This is a genomic window from Alteromonas sp. CyTr2 (assembly GCF_947311905.1).
GTDB lineage: Bacteria > Pseudomonadota > Gammaproteobacteria > Enterobacterales > Alteromonadaceae > Alteromonas > Alteromonas macleodii.
Genome location: NZ_CAMZMZ010000014.1, coordinates 16447 through 34710, shown reverse-complemented (window position 1 = coordinate 34710; position 18264 = coordinate 16447). Strand labels below are relative to the sequence as shown.

Sequence of the window (18264 nt, the reverse complement as noted above, 5' to 3'; positions counted from 1 at the left end):
AAAGATCAACAGGTCTTAATTAAATACGTATTGGTTAAAGTCGATATTCGCGGCACTGGCCACAACCTTTACTCGGTTGCTGGCGCCTAATTTTTTGAGAATAGATGAGACGTGAGACTTAACCGTGGTTTCAGAAATATTAAGCTCGTAGGCAATCACTTTATTGGCTAACCCTTGAGTTAGATATTTCAGTACAGTCAGCTCTTTTCGTGTTAATGAACGAATTTGCTCCGGCGAAATACCGTTGTCATTGGTCATGCGTGTTCTGGTAGACGGCGTTCTCAATATCTCTGATGGTAAACACACGTTCCCTTCAAAAATACTCTCGATAGATGTGGCTATTTCTTCAATCTTGCTGCTTTTTGAAATAAAGCCAACGGCACCATAAGAAATGGTTTGCAGTATATTTTGCTTTTCCGTTTCAGCGGAAATAATCACTACAGGTACGTTAGGGTGTTGGTTTCGAATTTCTAAAAGTCCGTTTAGGCCACAGGTTTCCGGCATATTTAAATCAAGCATGATTAAGTCGAACTTCGCGTCTTGCTCTAGCAACGTTAACGCTTCAGAAATTGAATTGGCTTCGAGGGTTTCTGAGTCGGGAAACTTTTTCCCTAAAATGGTAATCATTGCGTGACGAAAAATAGGGTGGTCGTCAATTATCAAGATACGGTGCATGGTCTTTCCCTCAGCTAAAAAAGCGACATTTGCCGCTGGCCTTGTGACTTATTTGGGCTGGCGTTTTATTCACACATAAGCCTTTTATTAAGACAAAATTATGGCGTAAATGAAACGCTTCAAAGTGACCAAGTTCCCCGAAATATTAAAAGCTAAACAGTCACTTCACGTGTTTACAATGTTAACATTAATATAACATCAAATCAGGCCTAATAAGACCAATGGCTTATAATAAAAAAGCACGTAAGACCAGTACTGACGGGACTTTCGTTCTATAACTCGTCAAGTAACTGCCTTCTTTTTTCGGCGTATTCTGTTTCGCTAATTAGTTTCGCCTCTTTTAGTGCGTCTAACCGTTTAAAACGAGCAACGATATCGTTTTCTGCTGGTAAGGGGGCCGAGCCAGCTACGTCTTTCTTACTGGGTGTGTTTTCCCTATTCGCTGGGGAAAGTGTTTCCTTTTCTACAGGTGCTTCAAATGCCAGCTGAGTCGGTGCGACCACCCAATCGAAGCGATTTTTCGTTTTCAGTTCTATACCAGGTGCGGAAAAAGAGAGTGGGGAATCGAATGAGAACTTTGCTTGTTTGCGATTACCAAAATCAAAGTCGTATTTTACCAAGCCCTGAGAAGTAGGATCGTAAGCCATTTCGTAGGCTTTATTGGCTACTTTATCGAACTCGCCAATAAGAATATTGAGCTGGTCGTCTGCAACGAAAATACTGCCTGCAACGTAATACGTTTGGGTTTTAAGGCCTGCCAAATAGCGCTTCTCTTTACTAAGGGCAAAAATTACGTCTTGCTGAGCAGTCGCTGTTCGCAGCGCCTCAGGCAGATAGGCGGCAAGTAACGCAACCTGTTCGTTGGAAAAAAGCGGTGTTGACGTATTTTTGTTCTTAACCACCTGAATAGCGCTAAGTATGGCGGATACATCCTGCTCTTGCAGCGTAAAGGGGTGCTGGTTGGCACGCATGTCACTGTCTGTTTCGTTTTGCTTTTCAACAAGGCGAATAAAATTGTTTTTGTCCTCCTGAAATATGACCTGTGCGTCTGCGATATGTACTGTCGTTATGAAGAGTAGGGCTAACAGAATGGGTTGAGCTGAACGTAATGAAAATAGAGATATATTTTTCATGATCTTTCCTTTTTCAATAGGAAAAGCGAGAGTGAATCTCGCTTTTTTATGTCATATCTTTTAGCTTAATTTTAATTTCTTAATTAAGTGTAAAATTAATCAGTTTTTTATCATTAATTAAATGAATCGAGTAATTTTTAAGTTTCAGAGTAATTAGATATAAGTTCAATGTTAAAATATGACTGATTTTTAATTCTAAATTAAAAGAACACAGTGCCACCTAGTTGAATTAGGGTTAAGTCTTCTGCGCTGTTATAAATTCCTTGCGCAGATTCTGAACCATCAATATCTAAACTTAGATTTTCGTATTTCGCGTACACCAAGAAGCGCGATCCAAAATATTGTTCTGCTGCAACGCCCCACTGACTAAGCTCTGAGCCGGTAACGCCATCTAAATGAGCCATGCCGTATTGGTCGTTATAACTGGCATATTCAGCATAGAAAGCAGAATCACCAAAGCGATTAAACTGTTTTCTTATGCCTGCTTTAAAGTAATAAGCATCTGTATCGTCACCCGACCCAACAATCGCATCGTCAGCTTCTTCCATCTGATAAGTGGCTACCCCAAATACTCCTGACTCAATATGCATGAGCCCTGCTTGCAGTTGCAGCGTAGTTGAACTGTTGCCCCCAACATTGCTACCGCCATCTTTATTCACTGAGTAACCTGCATGAAGGTTAGTTTTGAAGCCTTCGTGCTCAGCCGCATACTTAACCGCAATATCGTAAATTTCGTCGTTTGCATAACCTACTGCAATACTCACGTTGCCCATTTGAGGGAGATCGTAGCGCACACCGTTGCGATATATGCCGTTACAGTCAATACCAATACCCAAGCCAGGCGTTGCTAAGCACTGAGCAAATTGACCCCACGCGACATTGGTTGAACCTTCTTCTACGCCTCGAATAAAGAAGCCATTTGCTCTAAATAATGGAGAAATTCCCGACCAGATTGTGCCAGAAGGATCAGCTAGAACGGCAATGTTATCGGTGGGAAGGCTTTGTAAACCAATGGTGATTTTACCCCAGTCGCCACCAAAGTAGAGGCTACTGCCCAACAGGCCTATGTCGCCGCCATTGAAGGTGTCTAAGTTATCCTGATTGGCAAATAAAAGCGGGGTTTGATGGCCACCACCGGCGTAGTTCGGTGCACCTGAAAGAGGTTCAATAATGACCTCAAAGCCCACGTCCATGCCTTGTTCTTCCAGTTTATAGTTTCCTGAAAGCGTGATCCGGCTGCCTAACGTTGTACCATTGTCTGAAAGTTGTGCCACATCACTACCCACACCGTCGTCGTAATAGGTTAAGCCTTCATTTATCCATCCAGAGATATTCCATGAATAGGGCTCGTCCTGGGCAAAACTATGGCTACTGACTGTGCTTAAAATGGCAATAGATAAACAGGTTTTTGTAAATGTATTCTTTTTCATTTTACTGTCCCAATATTGGTAGTGTAGATTAATTACAGTGGCTTTTTATTTTTATTTTTGACTGGTTTTAATGCTTTCGGTGTCCAGTAAATTGATAATAGGTTCTATTGAATTTTGAACCATCGGCCGTAAGGCGTGTTAATCTCCTTCTTTAGTAGCGGGAAAATTAAATGTATAAATGATAAAAAACGCGACTACTGTGAAAAAGTAAGTCGCGTTTTTTTGATTTTTTTGCAGCTTTTGTGTGGATAAAAGCGCGTGTGGTAACAACTGCTATCTGATTAGAATCTCGCTTTTAGATTTACACTGACCATTCGCGGTTGTGCGGGGCCCACGAACTCTGCACCTTCTACGTCGGGATAAATGTCTTCTAATACCTCATCAGCCTCGCCATACGTGCCAAAGGTTTCATAGTCTTTGTCGAACACATTATTCACACGAAGCGATGCGGTAAATGTGTCGTTGAACCGGTACGATGCATAAATGTTTGCAATAACGTATCCGTCAATCTTTTCGTTTTCGTTAGCCTCATCGCCCCTAAAGTACTGACTAGATGCTGAAATAACTTCTGCGCCTAAACGCGCTTTATCCGTTAAGGCGTAATCTGCGTAGAGCTTGACTAAATGCTCTGGCTGGCCTGGAATTTTGTCACCTGGTGTTACGAGTCTGTCTGGACCCTGAGGGTTAAAGGGGCTAAACGACGTGAATGTTGATTCATAGGTTGCGTTAAGATAGTTGTAGTTTAACCGGTAGGTTAGTTTTTCCCACGTTGAACCTACGCTGAATTCTACGCCCTGACGCTGGGTTTCATCAACGTTAATAAAGTATCCGCGAGAGGCAACAGAGCCAGCTTGTTGGAAAATAATGTCATCCTTACTCCTACTATGAAAAACATTTAGCATCAGGTCGATGTTATCAATGCGTGTGGTGTAGTTTGCTTCAATAGTCTGGGTGACCACCTGATCAAGAGGAGGATCGGCCACAAAACCGTTCGGTAAGCGGCAAGGGTCGTCTTCATCTGCACAGCTTAACTCTGCTGGGCTTGGCGTTCTTGAAGACTGGCTGATTGCAAGATTCAACTGGCTTTGCTCATCAATAGTAATGTCTACACCTACCGCTGGGTTAAATTGGGTAAAACGGTGATTGCCGTCCAATGAACCTTCACCGTCATCAATCAGGTCTTCCATAACAATATGGTCTCGGTTAAAACGTCCACCAAGATTGAGTGATACGGCTGAAGAGAGCTGTGTACTATTCATGAAAAATAGCGACCATGCGGTGGTGTCTACATCTAATCTAACCCTGGCTTCTTGTGCCATGAGCCCGTCGATGGGTAAAACGGTGCGTGAGTCTTGTGCAGATTCGTTTTCCAAAATACCAAATGTAGTATCAGCGGCGTAGTTAACATCTCCTTTGGTGTAGCTGGCACCAACAATTAACTCTGAACTGAAGCCGCTTAAGGCATATTGTTTTGCTAGCTGAAAAGATAACCCAGTAGCTTTGGCGTCTGTCCGGCCCGTATTGTATGTTCCATCAAGTTCATCTGCGTCCACATCTGATATTTCGGCAAGCGCAGTGTCGTCATCAAAGCCAATAAATTCAACCGCTTCTATATCGTCGCCTTCTCCTACAACAGGCAAATCATCGTCATCATCGTCGTCGCCATCATCATCACTATCAAGCGGAGCATCATCATCGTCGTCATCATCTTCAAATTCACACAGTGTTACGCGTCCATCAGCGAACTGGCAGGCACCAAAATCACTGTCATCGCCGTTGATTGATTGAGTTTGTGTGTCGCGATAAAACATATTGGCGGTTAAAGATAAGGTGTCAGTTATAACGAAATCACCGGTTATATTAACGTGCGTAAGTTCGTTGTTGGTCTGATCGGGGTGGGTGTAGACCGCTTCTCTTCCTTCAATATCCAGCAGTTCAATAGGTGATGCACCATTGCCGAGTAACTCGTTATCGGCCATAAAGAGGTTCATGTCGAGATGCATTTTGTCACTTTTATAGGTAAGCGATGTAAATACTTGCTGCACTTCAGATGGCGAATAGTCGCGCCAGCCATCTTCCTCATAATGATTCAGGTTCACATAATACGCCCAGTGATCGTTATGACCACCCGATTCCACAGACGCGGCTTTCTGGCCGAATTGTCCAGCCTGTAAATCTATTTCGTTGGCGTTGAAGCTAAACCCTGTTTTCGTTCTAAGCGCAAGGGCGCCGCCTAGCGTGTTTTGGCCAAACAGAGGGTTTGAACCAGAGTACAAAGAAACGGTATCTATAGCATCTAGAGGCATGAGGTCCCAATGCACAGTATCGCCAAACGCTTCATTAACCCGACCGCCGTTTAAGTACACCGAAATGCCCTGAGGTAGACCAAGCAGCGGAGAGGCAGTAAACCCGCGGTATTGCAGATCGGGTTGGAACGGATTGTTTTGAACATCGTTTAGGTTCACGCTTGCCAGTTGAGTTTTGAGTAGCTCCGGTAGTGAACGGTTGACGCTCCCTTCAATATCGTCTTGAGTGAGTGTCTGAACGTTACCAAATACAGCAGAGTTATTGCTGTTGGCGCTAAGCGGTGTCGCTCCCTGTACCTCTATAACCTCGTAGTGGTCCATTGCATCGTTAGCTTCTGCAGCAGAGCTAAACGCATAGGTTACAGCGCTTGCAATAATCGCAAGAGCAAATGGTGAACGGGCAAGTTGATGTGTTGGGGATTGTGCAACGTTTTGGCTAGAGCTTTTAGTAGAAATTCGCGTAGGCATGGTCTTGACTGCTTCGTTATTATTTATACTTTCAGTATTGCCTTAACCATTCCCTAAAAATATCCTCCTTAAGGGGGAGGAAGTATCATAAATTGGTAGCAGTGTTTTTTCCCGAATTCCCTACGAGAGCATCGATAAAACCTTATGACACCAGTTTTCACGCTCTGTGATATTTGTATCGCTGGCACCAAATAGAAAAAGGTTATTTTCATAGGTTGCAGCGCCCAGTGCGTAGCATTCCCCCGAAGTTCTTGGTTGCCAGAAAAGGTGGTGTGCCAGCACCGCTTGTAGTCTTGACTGTTGATAGAACGCGATGCGATACACCCAGTGCGAAGCAATGTGTTCAGCGTTAAAGCGTTTCAAATTGGTGGTCTTGTTGGCGAGTGGCCGCAATAAACGTGGAAGTGCAGGCAAGTGCTCTAACGCAATAAAATGTCGGTATTTAGAGTTAAGATGCGGTATTAAAAGTGACTGCTCGCTATTGGAAGCGCTGGCTTGCGCGGAAAAGTCTTTGCGTGCCTTTCTAATCCGCTCGCGAGCGACTGATTTTTCTGGTGAAGGTAGAGCCCTCAGGTAGGAGTGCGATACCTTATTAGCACTCGCTAAATAAGTGCTTTTGGTGGCACAATCTTTGGCGGCACACTCGTTAGAACCCAACGCATCTGTTAGTTGCGCAAAATAGCGAATAGCCGCCCCCACACCTTCTGCATGTTTATCAGTGTCTGGCATTGGCTTTGAAGGTCTAATATCAAATGAGGCAAGACACGCGGATACCACATGTTTTAGTTGTCGCAGCCTTTTATCATTATCATCGCTCACGAGCTTGTGTGTCAGATTTTGTGAAAGCTTTGGAAGTGCTTCTATCGAAAGCTCGCTTGCTACTTCCTTCATCGCTTCGTTTGTGACGAGGCGAATTGCAAAATTGCCTTGTTGATTGATTTCGGGGTCGATAAATAAAGTGTTTTCAAGGCCTGCTACGGTGCTAAGTGTTGCTTCTTGCTGTAGTAAACCATTTAAAAAGCACTGAGGAAACCACCAGGTTAATACATGCCTTATTGATTCGTTTTCGCCTTTTGTCGTTTGCGCATCAAGAGAGGCTTCTTTGTCTAAATGTGAGTGTTCACGTTGAGATGCGTGCTGACTCAGAGAGGCGTTTCTGTTCAGTGTTGATTCTTCGCTCAAAGCTGTTTCCGCGCTCAGGGCTGTAACAACCTCCTTGCACTGCTCAAAAAAGTGGGCTGAATTACTATAAACCAGCGTGGTGATATTGCTTGGCTGATACCACTGGCGTTTGTAGTCTTGAAGCGCTTGAATGCTGTTGCTGCCTATGGTTTGTGTAAAACCACCCGCGTGTTGATAGGCATTTTTATTGGTATCGGTTAATCGAATAGCGGCGTTTAATGCATAGTCGCTGTTTGTCTCTAGCATGGCGAGCTCGTTAAAAATAACCCCGTCACGCTCTAAGATTACCTCATCGGTACCGTAATCCCGGTTAAGCAGGCCACAGTACAGGTAATTTACAGCATCAAGCAGCACGTTCGCTTTTTCAGACGAAGCGAAAAAGAAGGTGTACTCGGCGAGTGTGGTAGCGTTAATAGTAACAGGCAGAAGTGTATTGGCCGTAAAAAGTTCGTGGGCAGCGGGGTATTGGTGAGAGCGTCGAAAGCTCATGTGCTCAGCTAAGTGAGACAACCCAGTATGGCCTGCTGCAGGGGTTTTTAGCGCAAAAACAACGCTATGCACTTTTGACCCAGAGCCGGCATCAATGAAATGAAATTCAGACATACACTTTTATCATTGCGGTTTAACGGTATCTCTTTTGGTTTAGTACTTATCGCAGCGCACTCATTTCGTATTACTTGTCTCGTAGCGCTTACCTCGTAGCACTTACTTCTAGAATGGGAATCGGCTTTTCCACCTTCCGATACTGTAGTGCCTTCGACGGTGCAGTACCTGCTTTATCGGTAATGCCTTTCATCAAATGGTGATCGGGCGACTTGCTGCAAACCGGATCCGTCTTATACATATCACCTGTTAGCAGGTAGGCCTGACATCGGCAGCCGCCAAAGTCTTTATCTTTTTCATCGCAGTCCCTACAGGGCGAAGGCATCCAACTATCGCCACGGAAATGATTAAAGCTAAAGTCTTGGTGCCAAATATCGTGCAACGAGCGTTCTTTCACATTAGGAAAATGAAGGGGCAATATCTTTGCACTGTGACACGGAAGGGCACTGCCATCTGGCGTTACGGTTAAAAACGTTGTGCCCCAGCCATTCATGCACGCCTTAGGGCGAGATTCGTAGTAGTCGGGCGACACAAATATGAAGGTTGGCCCTTTACCGTTTTGCTGCGCGCGGTAGCGGTTCACTGCGGCCTCAGCTTCCTGTAGCTGCTGTGAGGTAGGTAACAGATGGTCTCTATTTTCATAGGCCCAGCCGTAATACTGTACGGTAGCCAGCTCGACAAAATCAGCGTTTAGCTGCTCGCTGAGCGCCATTACGTCTTCTATTTCGTGAATGTTCTGCGCGGTAATACAGAAGTTAAGCACCATAGGGTAGTTGTATTGTTTTACCAGCTTCGCAATTTTAAGTTTTTGTTCAAATGAGTGACGCTTGTTGCCTATTAAGTCATTGACTTCAGCATTGGCTGCCTGAAAGCTAAGCTGAATGTGGTCAAGGCCGGCTTCTTTGAGTTTGGCAATACGTTTTTCTGTCATGCCAATGCCAGAGGTGATCAAGTTGGTGTAAAAACCCAAAGCCCGCGCATAAGCGACTAAGTGCTCTAAGTCTTTTCGAAGCAATGGCTCTCCGCCAGAAAAGCCTAATTGCACGGCGCCCATTTCCCGCGCTTCACGCAGCACACGCTCCCAGTGCTCAGTAGAGAGCTCATTAAATGTTTCTTCCATGTTTACTGGGTTTGAGCAATAGGGGCAATGCAATGGGCACTGATAGGTAATTTCGGCTAGGAGCCATAGCGGAGGCGTTATGGTATTTGATACGTCGGTTTGTAAATCAACGTCTGTATTATTCGTCATAGCGGATCCACTTCTTTTGCTCGGCATGGACCAGAAATGCATGAACATCTTCTTCTAAATCTTCAGGTGCATCAGGGAACGCTTGGCGAAGCTCAGCACAAATGGCATTTTCCGTATTGCTGCCATCTACTCGCTTAAGAATTTCTGCCGCAGAAGGATTAAGTTTGATCATTCCTTCGGGGAACAACAAAACATAACAACCCTGAGCTTTCTCGTACTGCATGCGAAAAAGCGGATTTAAAGAAGCTGTTTTGTCTCTTGTGCGGCCGCCCTCGTTGTTGTGACTGCTGCTATTTTCAATGTTATCTTCCACGTTATCAGCACCGACGCTATCAGCATCTAAGTGGTGTTCGGTTTGTGATTGTAAATTCGACATCATTAAAACCTCCCTTTATGGCACACCCGCTGGTCGGCAATACCATCAAACGGCTTTCTCTTATATTCATAGGCAAAGCAAATGGCATCAGCAATGCTCCACAAAATATCAATTTTGAACTGAAGTATATTGAGCGCATGTTCTTGCTGTTGTCGGGTAACAAAGTGGTCAAGGGTAATCTGCAGGCCATGCTCTACATCACGGCGCGCCTGACTTAACCGCATTTGAAAGTAGGTAAAGCCTTCACTATCAATCCATGTATAGTGCCCAGGCCAGGTATCTAATCGGCTTTGATGTATTTCAGGGGCGAACATTTCAGTTAACGATGAGCAGGCAGCCTCTTCCCACGACGCACGGCGGGCAAAATTCACATAGGCATTTACTGCAAATTTAACCGCTGGCAACAGGTGGGTTTCATCAAGTAATTCACTGCGGTTCAAGCCTACCGCTTCGCCTAACCGCAACCAGGCTTCTATGCCGCCCAGTCCGTCTTCACCTTCCCGTCCATCGTGATCGATAATTCGTTGGATCCAAGTTCTGCGTACCGATTGATCTTCGCAATTCGCTAAAATTGCCGCGTCTTTAACCGGTATCGCCATTTGATAATACAGTCGGTTGGCCACCCAACCCTGAATCTCATCAACGCTGCAGTGTCCTTCATTCATGCGTTTATGAAACGGGTGATGAATATGGTAGTAAGCGCCTTTTTCTCTCAGTTTTTGTTCGAATTCTTGTCTAGACCATGCGTGTTCTGTCATTACTACACCTCAATTTCCATACCGTCGTAAGCCAATTCAATGCCTTGCTCACACAGGCTGTGATAAGCACTGGAGTCTTCGTCAAGCACGCGATTAGTGTTGTTGATATGAATAAGTACTTTACGCTCAACGTTAAATTCATTTAGCAGCGCAATGGCTCCGCCCTTTCCATTAACCGGCATGTGTCCCATATCAGTGCCCAGCTTGTTGCTAAAGCCGTGATCTATCATTTCTTCATTGGCCCACAGCGTACCGTCAAATAGCACGCAGTGAGATTCGCGCATCACCTGTTTTACTGTGTCGTTTGCCTGCATACATCCCGGCGCGTAAAAAAGCACGTTGCCCGTGGTGTCGTCAGTTATCTTCAGGCCGATATTGTTGCCCGGCACAATGTTGTCGCGATACGTCGAGTAAGGGGGCGCATTAGACTCTAATACCACGGGTTGGAAAGTCAGGCCTTCTGCCCCCTTTGGTACAAAGCGTTGATGATAATCGGTATTAATTGAATGCTGTTGTAGTCCGCCGTGCCAGTGTTTTAATACGGTAAAAAGCGGGAAGCTGGTGGTTAGGTCTTCGGCCACAACATCGGTACAATAAACGGGAAGGGGTAAGCCTTCGCGCAATGTTAGCAGGCCTGTAGTATGATCTATTTGACTGTCGGTAAGCACAATTGCGCTTATGCGTGTGCCGCGAGAAACATGGGCGTCGGGCCACAGCTGCGGATGGCTATTTATCTGCTCCCTTAAATCGGGGGAGGCATTAATGAGAACCCAATTTTTACCATCGCTACTGACAGCAATGCTCGACTGTGTTCTGCCTTTCGCCTTTATTTTACCTTCGCGTAAACCCTTACAATTGGGGCAGTGGCAGTTCCATTGCGGAAATCCACCCCCGGCGGCAGCACCAAGAATCAATACGTGCATAACAACTCCATACTACAAGTAAAAAAAGGCTGCGTCGGCAGCCTTTTTGTTCATCATCCCAGAGGGCGTTGCCTAGCGGTTATTGATGTAAAGAGTTACTTCAAAACCAAGGCGCATTTCTGTGTATTGGGGTTTAGTCCACATAATTGTTCCTCTTCTTTATGATTAAACGCATGACTGAGTATATGTTGAATATGTGTTAACAGATATCCTCCTAAGGGAGGAGAACTGTCATGAATTTTGATGATTTATTGATGATTTTTGATAGCACAGCTGCTTAAGTAAGATAACAGCAGAGGAATAGGGCGGCCGGTTGCCGATAAAAATTTGGTGTAGGTAAAAGCGGTTCCTGCCACATCGAGGTGAGCCCACGGGGTGCCGTCAGCAAAGCGAGAGAGAAAGCAGCCTGCCGAAATAGCACCGGGAGAGTTTATACCCGTATTCATCATATCCGCGTGCTGAGAGGTAATGGCGTCTTGATATTCTGGCCAAAGCGGGAAAGGCCAGCACCTGTCGTTAGCCAGTTCACCCGCTTCAACTAACGCACTTTCAAGCGCTGGAGCGTTGCTAAAAAGCGCAGTGGCTTTGTGCCCCAGTGCGCTAATGGCCGCGCCGGTTAGGGTTGCAATATCAATAATAACCGAGGGGGTGAACTGTTTCGCGTAGCTGATTGCATCGGCCATAAGCATACGCCCTTCTGCATCGGTGCTCATGACTTCCACGGTTTTTCCTGAGTGCATAGTGATAATGTCACCCGGGCGATAGGCTTTGCCATCAATCGCATTATCGGCGCTCGCCACAATACCAATAATATTTATATTTAACCCCAGCGTGGCAACCGCCTGAATGACGCCCAATACACAGCCAGCGCCTGCCATGTCGTAAATCATATGGCGCATATCAGGGCTGCGTTTTAACGTTATGCCGCCGCTGTCAAACGTTACGCCTTTGCCGATTAACACTACCGGCGGTGAATTCTCTAAACCTTTGGCTGTATAGCGAAGAATAGGCATGGTGGCAGCAAACTGTGAACCTGCATTTACCGCTAAATACCCGTTCATGCCTAACTGCTTTAGCGCACTTTCATTGAGGATATCGCAAGACACCGTATTAAAGGTTTGCGCCAGATGCAGAGCTTGTTCGGCCAGATAATCTGGCGTACATAAGTTGGCTGGCATGTGGGCGAGATCTTTAGCCCACGTCATCGCGGCATTCAGGGCTGATTCATAGCGGATAGTGTGTGAAACGAGACGCTTTTGTGCTTTATTAAAATGCTTGGCATCTAATGCAAGAGACAGCGTGCCCCTAATATCAGTTGCTTGGTTAATTGCTTCATTAGTTGCGGCGTTTTTTTCAACACTATTTGCGTTGTTGTTGTCGTCGCGGGCTCGACTGCTAGAAACCGAACGATTATTCGTCTTATAGCCCTTAAAGTGATAGCCGTGCTTGAAATTGCTTCTAAGTAGCGCACTCAGAAACTGCGAGTGGCTCGCAATGGTGTTAACAGGGTCGCTGCTTACTGTTTCAGTGGTAGAAAGCGCCATTAACGCCAGCTTTTCCAAGGTTACCGACAAGCTTTTAAGCTTTTTAAACAATGCATCGAACTGCTGTTCTAAGTAGCGAAATGCTGGCGCGTTAGTTTGCTTCAAGTCACTAGTGCTTTTCGAATAAAACGCGGAGTTTGAATCGCTAGCGTAGCTTGAGCGGTTAACCATGGAAGGGTCATTAGTTTTAGATAAAGTCGAGGCACAGCTAGAGACGTTGGGTGCATCTGACGCTTCAAAAAGCGCAAAATCGACACCATAAAACAGTACCCGTTTTACTTCAGCTAATTGTTGGCTAATTTTGTTTTTTCCGCTGTTTTCAGTGTCTGAGATGTAACTTGTTTTAAACGCCTTAAGGCCTTGTACTAATACACATTGGCCTTTATTTCCTGCAAAACCTTCATCGTCAAAAACCTGCTCAATGTATGTCTTAGCGGGTGTTGAAAAGTGAAAGAGTTGGCTCGCTAATAACTCGGGCGTAGTTAAAATAAGTAAGCAGTCACTATCGTCTAACGTTTCAACTTTATTGCTTTCATTAGCCCAGGTTAGGTTTGCTTTTATCACGAGAAGCGCCCTTTTGAGGCTTTGGGGCGAAAGCTTCTAACAGCCAAAATAAAAGTGATAGCCGTAAGACAAAGTACAACGGCTAGCGCGTTGTGTTCGAGTTTTTCATAGAGCGCAAATCGCAGTAATTCTACGCCGCTACTAAAGGGGTTAAAGGCGCAAATCTGATACAGCCATTCGCTGGCCTCACGCATTTTCCAAAGCGGGTATAGGGCGCTTGATAGAAAGAACAACGGGAAAATGACAAAATTCATGACCCCGGCAAAGTTCTCTAGCTGCTTAATATAGTTTGCCAGTAATAGTCCTAACGAACCTAAAAACAATGACAGTAGCGCAATAACAGGCAACGCATAAACGTATCCCAACGCAGATAGGCGTACATCCAGTAAAAGCGCAAAGGCAAAGAAGATGTACACCTGAATAGCGCTTACCAAGGTGTTGGCTATAAGCTTGCTGCCTAGCAGAAAAGGGCGGGGAACCGGGCTTAACAGCAGTACTTTCATGCTGCCCATTTCTCTGTCGTACACCATGGACAATGAACTTTGCATACTATTAAAAAGCACAATCATGGCGGCAAGCCCAGGTACAATGTACTCTTCGTACAAAATATAACTCTCGTAAGGCTCGGTCATTGAAAGACCGAGGGCCGAACGAAACCCTGCGGCAAAAACAAATAGCCAAAGCAGCGGGCGCACCAATGCACTTAACAGGCGTGTACGTTGCTGCCAGAACTTCAGCATCTCTCGGGTAAGTACGCCCACAAAACAGCGCCAATACATCAGGAGCCTTCCTGCATCAAATGCTGCCAAAGGTGCTCAATATCTTGTTGATGATACTTGGCTAACAAGGCTTCACATTGGTCGTGGGCTAACACTCGTCCTTTTGATAAGACTATCAAGTTGTTGTTGGGCTTCACTTCTTCAAATAAATGCGTGGCCCATAGTACACTTACGTTTTGGGAATGTGCGAGTGCTTGTACTACCCGCAAAATAAGATGACGGGATTCTATATCTAAGCCAACAGTAGGCTCGTCTAGTAGCAGCAAGGATGGCTTGTGAATAAGGCAGCGAGCTAACTCGACCCGACGTCTGTGCCCGCCATTTAAGTTTCTTATTTTTGTGTTGAGCTTACTCGTAAGATCGAGCTCGTCGAGCAGGCCTTGAATATGAGATAGCGCGCTAGTAGTATTTATGCCGTGGAGCGAAGCAAAGTAGGACAAATTTTGTTTTACTGATAAGTCGATATCTAAGGTACTTTGCTGAAATACCACGCCCATTTTCGCCATAATACATGTGCGAGATTGAGACAGGGTAGCACCATCAAAGGTAATGCTGCCTTGCGTGAGTTTTTGAAGGCCCGTAATAAGCGCAAATAAGGTACTTTTGCCTGCGCCATTTGGCCCAAGCAGCATGGTTAAGCCTGGTTTTAGGCAAAGGCTTATATTGTCCAGCGCGTTGTGGCTGCCGTACTGATGTGAAACCGCCTGAACCGCTATTTCCATTTAACCGCCACGCCCCAAGGGTAACGCCCCACTTTTACCGTATGCTCTACGTTTAACGAGTGGGTATTGATGACAGAAACATCACCGCTCACACCGTTAGTGGTCAGCAATAAAGACTGATCTTGATTAAACGCTAATTGCCACACTCGTCGCCCAACCAAAATGTAGTCTTCCACTTCAAAGGTATCGGTATTGATGACCGCTATGCGATTCGCTGGGCCAAGCGCCACGAAGGCGTAGGGTTTATCTTTCATAAGCACAATACCCACTGGCTGAACCTTGTCGCGATAAACGCCTTTAATGGCAAAGGAAAGGGTCTTCACTTTTTGCTTAGTAGCAGTTTCGAAAATACTAACGGTTCCACCTATTTCCGAGCTTACCCAAAGGTACTTGTCATCTCTGGTAAAGTGAGCATCTCTGGGTCTTGCGTCAACCAAGCTATTTGCAATATTTTCGTGCGTTTTGGTATCTATCCAGTGCACCATGTTAGTGGTTTCTGATGTGACTACCATCATGCTGCCGTCGTGACTCACAGCCAGCCCCTCAGGCTCTACGCCTACATCTATCTGAGAAATGACCTGAGCCGTTGGAATGTCGATAACAGTAAGAAGGGCATCGTCTTCATTAGCTGTGTAAATAGTGGTGCCGTTAGGATGTAATGCTATGGTTTCAGGATCTGCACCTGAGGGAAGATCGCCCACTATGGAATGGGTAGACAAATCCATAATTTGAATGCGATCAGCATCAGAGGCACAGATATACGCGTGGGACTGGTCTGCACTTAAAATAAACCCTCGGGGTCGCTCTCCAACCTCGATAGTTTCAACCACATCAAATGTCGTCATATCAATGACAGATAGCGTGTTGTCTTTTTCGTTAGTGACATACGCCTGAGGAAGTGCAAAGGCTTGAGGAAGTGCAAAGCTTGCCATTAAACTGCCAAGCAAGAGTGCAAAGCGATAGCTCATAACTTGTCCTTACAGGTAGTGTGTGTTGCGCCTAATGTGTCCAGTTCGTTGGTTTGGTGCAAAAAGCCTTCAAGGGGCGCATGAGTCACCAATGCGTCTTCGTGGGCCAGCGCAATAGGCTGACGAAATTGGTGGGTGTAGGGGCGAATAGAAAGAGGGCGGCCTTTATAGGCACCCAGCGTGTAGTGGTCGCTAAGCAAGGTTTTAAGTATTCCCTGCTGCGTTAAATCGCTTCCTTGCTGCGCAGCATTTGCCACCGCCGTTACCGCAAGATACGCGGCGAAGTCGACTTCATTCATGTGTCTGTTAAACCCGTCGTTAAAACGGCTTTGAAGCTGACGGGCGCCCCATTGTTCGTGGGTAAAATGCCAACCTAGAGCTTTTAGGCCGGCAGCACCTACCACAGGTACGGGATAATAGGTGTTAAAGGGTAGGCTATACGCGAATTGCGCCGCGCTATCGGCGGTAAAAACAGCCTGATAGGTTTCGGTTGTTCGCGTAAATTGAGGAATTTCAGCAAAGGCAGCCCTGCGTAAATCAAAACTGTCCTGCCACTGTTTAGTTTCAACAAGTGAAAGCTTGAATTTTTTAGCGCTGCGTTTAAACGCGGCTAGGTATGCAGCATCGTCAGCGGTTTTTCCGTAAACTGCAAATATCTCGTCAATACGCTTAGTGCGAAACCACTGGGCTAGCGCGTCGGCTTTCATCTGATAACTGGGGATTGTATGAAACAAGGGCAGGCGACATGAATTTTGTCTCAGCAAATCATCGCTATTAGCTACGTTAAAAAATACGGCATTAGGAAGCGTGCTTTGAATATTGGCAATCAACTGCTCAATTGAGGCAGCCTTTACCTTATCACTGCTTCGCATGTCCAGTAGTACAACGGGTGCAATGTTGCCTTGCTGATTGCTGCTTATTTCTTTGTGATTTGTGTTAGCACTTGAACCAGAGTGCTTACGTGTTTTAGCTAAAGAAGCTTGCAGTTCGCCGATAGAAGGCACACTGATTTCAGTTAACTCAAACTGATAACCAAGAAATTTTCCCGTGATATTGGCATCCTCTATCGCCACACTTGCGCCAGCTGTCCCCTCATTGCTGGGGGACTTTAAATAGTCTGGTGTGCCTGGTGGAGATGTGCCCGCAACTTTTATGTAAATGACCACAATAGTGGCAAAAGAGGCCTGTGGTGCAGCTTGTTGAGTACGTGAAGGTTGCGCTTCATTAAACGCGAGCGCGCTGTTTAAAAACGACAACAGAACGCAGCAAAAAAGTGACGCTACACACTTTTGATAACGCTTACCGGTTAATCGTCTTTCAACCGTGCTTTTTACACCCTTTGCCATATACCACCCCGAGCTCAGCTGCATGCTTTTGCTGATATCTGTTTGTCTGACATAAGGGTATATGGCAATTTTCCCGAAGAACATCCTCCTAAAGGAGGAATGCTATGGCGCTAAAGTAGCATTAGTAAAATCACGCTAACCCCTTAGTATGCTTAAGAAGTTCGATTGAATAAGTGGGTAAGCTGTGCAGTTAGTTAAACCTTTTCGAGTTATTTTCATTTTACTCTGCCTGATAACGGGTTCTGCGCTTTCTGCGTTCGGGGAAGCAAGATCGTTAGACGATATTAAAGACAGCGGTTTAATTAGAATTGCGGTGTACACCGACTATCCTCCATTTTCATTTATTGAAAACGACAGCCCCACAGGTATTGATATTGATATCGCCCGTGAAATCGCGAGCGCCCTTGGTGTTGAGCTAGAACTGATATGGATGACACCAGGTGAAACGACAGAGGACGATTTCAGAAATTACCTATGGAAGGGCCATATAATTCATCGCATTAAGGCTGATGTGATGATGCGCGCGCCTTACGACCCCAGTTTTTCTCAAAAACGTGACGACGTGGGCTTGTTGGTTAATGAGCTCGTTCATATGTTTGCCCCCTATCAGCGTGAAAGCTGGCAAATCATTCACAACACGCAAACCTTGCCCGAAGTGGAAACCATGGGCATGTTTCAGTATCACACGATTGGGGCGGAAATAGACAGCATTCCCCACTTTTACTTAACGTCAGCGTTTGGCGGCCGATTGCGAGAAAAAACATCGCACTATGGTTCAAACGCAGAAGCGATTGACGCAATGAAAGCAGGAACCGTCGAAGCGGTAATGGGATTGCGCTCGCAAATATCCTACCTCAGTCAGTTTGTCGATAATGAGCAATATCGCCTTGCAAGCAACGCGTTTCCGCTTATTGGAAAGCAAAAGTGGGATATAGGACTTGCTGTTCATACTAATTATCGCGCGCTAGGCTATGAAATTGGTGACGTAATTACGCGAATGGTGGTAGAGGGTGATATGCAACGGTTATTTGAGAAATACAAAACCATTTATGAGATGCCGCCCTATTTTGCGGGGCAAGAGCTTTCAGAATAAGCGCACTCTGAACAACAGCGTTCAGAACGAAAGCACTTTGGGCAATACTTCTGTGGCTATCAGCTTTATTATCTTAAGCACTGCTATCAGTATTGGAAGAACGCATTACTTTAAAAAGAAGTGAAAGCGTAAAGGTGTTAAACAA

At 45.5% G+C, this 18264-nt stretch carries 16 protein-coding genes; 1 reads left to right on the top strand and 15 read right to left on the bottom strand.

Going from position 1 to position 18264, the window contains the following annotated elements:
• Positions 1–15: 15 nt before the first annotated feature.
• The 15 genes from QME20_RS09640 to QME20_RS09570 form a co-directional block, all read right to left on the bottom strand.
• Complete coding sequence (locus QME20_RS09640) at positions 16–675, bottom strand: response regulator transcription factor (protein ID WP_014950680.1); 660 nt, start codon at positions 673–675, stop codon at positions 16–18.
• 272 nt (positions 676–947) lie between these two features.
• Complete coding sequence (locus QME20_RS09635; RefSeq protein ID WP_281715848.1) at positions 948–1808, bottom strand: hypothetical protein; 861 nt, start codon at positions 1806–1808, stop codon at positions 948–950.
• Between the two features lie 200 nt (positions 1809–2008).
• Positions 2009–3238 (bottom strand): porin, encoded by a 1230-nt coding sequence (locus QME20_RS09630; protein WP_014980250.1) that lies wholly within the window; start codon positions 3236–3238, stop codon positions 2009–2011.
• A gap of 281 nt (positions 3239–3519) precedes the next feature.
• Entirely contained in the window at positions 3520–6012 is a 2493-nt protein-coding gene (locus QME20_RS09625; RefSeq protein WP_281715847.1) for a TonB-dependent receptor, read from the bottom strand.
• Between the two features lie 120 nt (positions 6013–6132).
• On the bottom strand, positions 6133–7797 hold the full coding sequence (locus QME20_RS09620; RefSeq protein ID WP_168463003.1) for an insulinase family protein: 1665 nt from the start codon (positions 7795–7797) through the stop codon (positions 6133–6135).
• Between the two features lie 88 nt (positions 7798–7885).
• Positions 7886–9046: a pyrroloquinoline quinone biosynthesis protein PqqE gene (gene pqqE / locus QME20_RS09615; protein ID WP_049588481.1), complete on the bottom strand. Its 1161-nt coding sequence runs from the start codon at positions 9044–9046 to the stop codon at positions 7886–7888.
• A complete protein-coding gene (gene pqqD / locus QME20_RS09610) occupies positions 9036–9425 on the bottom strand; it encodes a pyrroloquinoline quinone biosynthesis peptide chaperone PqqD (RefSeq protein WP_014999502.1) in 390 nt (129 codons plus the stop codon). Before pqqD ends, pqqE begins: the two co-directional genes overlap by 11 nt.
• Positions 9425–10180, bottom strand: coding sequence for a pyrroloquinoline-quinone synthase PqqC (gene pqqC / locus QME20_RS09605; protein WP_049588479.1), 756 nt, complete (start codon positions 10178–10180; stop codon positions 9425–9427). The genes pqqD and pqqC overlap by 1 nt, the downstream gene beginning before the upstream one ends.
• A gap of 2 nt (positions 10181–10182) precedes the next feature.
• A complete protein-coding gene (gene pqqB / locus QME20_RS09600) occupies positions 10183–11103 on the bottom strand; it encodes a pyrroloquinoline quinone biosynthesis protein PqqB (RefSeq protein WP_014950672.1) in 921 nt (306 codons plus the stop codon).
• Positions 11104–11175: 72 nt separating this feature from the next.
• Positions 11176–11247: a pyrroloquinoline quinone precursor peptide PqqA gene (pqqA, locus tag QME20_RS09595; protein WP_071953288.1), complete on the bottom strand. Its 72-nt coding sequence runs from the start codon at positions 11245–11247 to the stop codon at positions 11176–11178.
• A gap of 104 nt (positions 11248–11351) precedes the next feature.
• Complete coding sequence (locus QME20_RS09590; protein ID WP_281715846.1) at positions 11352–13211, bottom strand: leucyl aminopeptidase; 1860 nt, start codon at positions 13209–13211, stop codon at positions 11352–11354.
• The gene (locus QME20_RS09585; protein ID WP_049588477.1) at positions 13208–13990 is read right to left on the bottom strand and encodes an ABC transporter permease; all 783 of its coding nucleotides are present in this window, start codon (positions 13988–13990) and stop codon (positions 13208–13210) included. Before QME20_RS09585 ends, QME20_RS09590 begins: the two co-directional genes overlap by 4 nt.
• Positions 13990–14712: an ATP-binding cassette domain-containing protein gene (locus tag QME20_RS09580; protein ID WP_281715845.1), complete on the bottom strand. Its 723-nt coding sequence runs from the start codon at positions 14710–14712 to the stop codon at positions 13990–13992. The genes QME20_RS09585 and QME20_RS09580 overlap by 1 nt, the downstream gene beginning before the upstream one ends.
• Positions 14703–15680 carry a PQQ-dependent catabolism-associated beta-propeller protein gene (locus tag QME20_RS09575; RefSeq protein WP_281715844.1) on the bottom strand — a complete coding sequence of 326 codons (978 nt, stop codon included), beginning with the start codon at positions 15678–15680 and terminating at the stop codon, positions 14703–14705. The genes QME20_RS09580 and QME20_RS09575 overlap by 10 nt, the downstream gene beginning before the upstream one ends.
• Entirely contained in the window at positions 15677–17026 is a 1350-nt protein-coding gene (locus QME20_RS09570; protein WP_281715843.1) for an ABC transporter substrate-binding protein, read from the bottom strand. Before QME20_RS09570 ends, QME20_RS09575 begins: the two co-directional genes overlap by 4 nt.
• A 184-nt stretch (positions 17027–17210) precedes the next feature.
• On the opposite strand from QME20_RS09570, the gene QME20_RS09565 reads away from it, so the two are divergent.
• Positions 17211–18119, top strand: a complete 909-nt coding sequence (locus QME20_RS09565; RefSeq protein ID WP_187447320.1) for an ABC transporter substrate-binding protein — start codon at positions 17211–17213, stop codon at positions 18117–18119.
• The last annotated feature ends 145 nt before the right edge of the window (positions 18120–18264 follow it).

Excerpts from the sequence above, each read along its gene's own strand:
- QME20_RS09585 (WP_049588477.1), bottom strand. The coding sequence starts at position 13,990 with ATGTATTGGCGCTGTTTTGTGGGCGTACTTACCCGAGAGATGCTGAAG.
- QME20_RS09620 (WP_168463003.1), bottom strand. The coding sequence starts at position 7,797 with ATGTCTGAATTTCATTTCATTGATGCCGGCTCTGGGTCAAAAGTGCAT.
- pqqB (WP_014950672.1), bottom strand. The coding sequence starts at position 11,103 with ATGCACGTATTGATTCTTGGTGCTGCCGCCGGGGGTGGATTTCCGCAA.
- pqqD (WP_014999502.1), bottom strand. The coding sequence starts at position 9,425 with ATGATGTCGAATTTACAATCACAAACCGAACACCACTTAGATGCTGAT.
- pqqC (WP_049588479.1), bottom strand. The coding sequence starts at position 10,180 with ATGACAGAACACGCATGGTCTAGACAAGAATTCGAACAAAAACTGAGA.
- QME20_RS09570 (WP_281715843.1), bottom strand. The coding sequence starts at position 17,026 with ATGGCAAAGGGTGTAAAAAGCACGGTTGAAAGACGATTAACCGGTAAG.
- QME20_RS09640 (WP_014950680.1), bottom strand. The coding sequence starts at position 675 with ATGCACCGTATCTTGATAATTGACGACCACCCTATTTTTCGTCACGCA.
- pqqE (WP_049588481.1), bottom strand. The coding sequence starts at position 9,046 with ATGACGAATAATACAGACGTTGATTTACAAACCGACGTATCAAATACC.
- QME20_RS09625 (WP_281715847.1), bottom strand. The coding sequence starts at position 6,012 with ATGCCTACGCGAATTTCTACTAAAAGCTCTAGCCAAAACGTTGCACAA.
- QME20_RS09630 (WP_014980250.1), bottom strand. The coding sequence starts at position 3,238 with ATGAAAAAGAATACATTTACAAAAACCTGTTTATCTATTGCCATTTTA.
- QME20_RS09575 (WP_281715844.1), bottom strand. The coding sequence starts at position 15,680 with ATGAGCTATCGCTTTGCACTCTTGCTTGGCAGTTTAATGGCAAGCTTT.
- QME20_RS09635 (WP_281715848.1), bottom strand. The coding sequence starts at position 1,808 with ATGAAAAATATATCTCTATTTTCATTACGTTCAGCTCAACCCATTCTG.
- QME20_RS09580 (WP_281715845.1), bottom strand. The coding sequence starts at position 14,712 with ATGGAAATAGCGGTTCAGGCGGTTTCACATCAGTACGGCAGCCACAAC.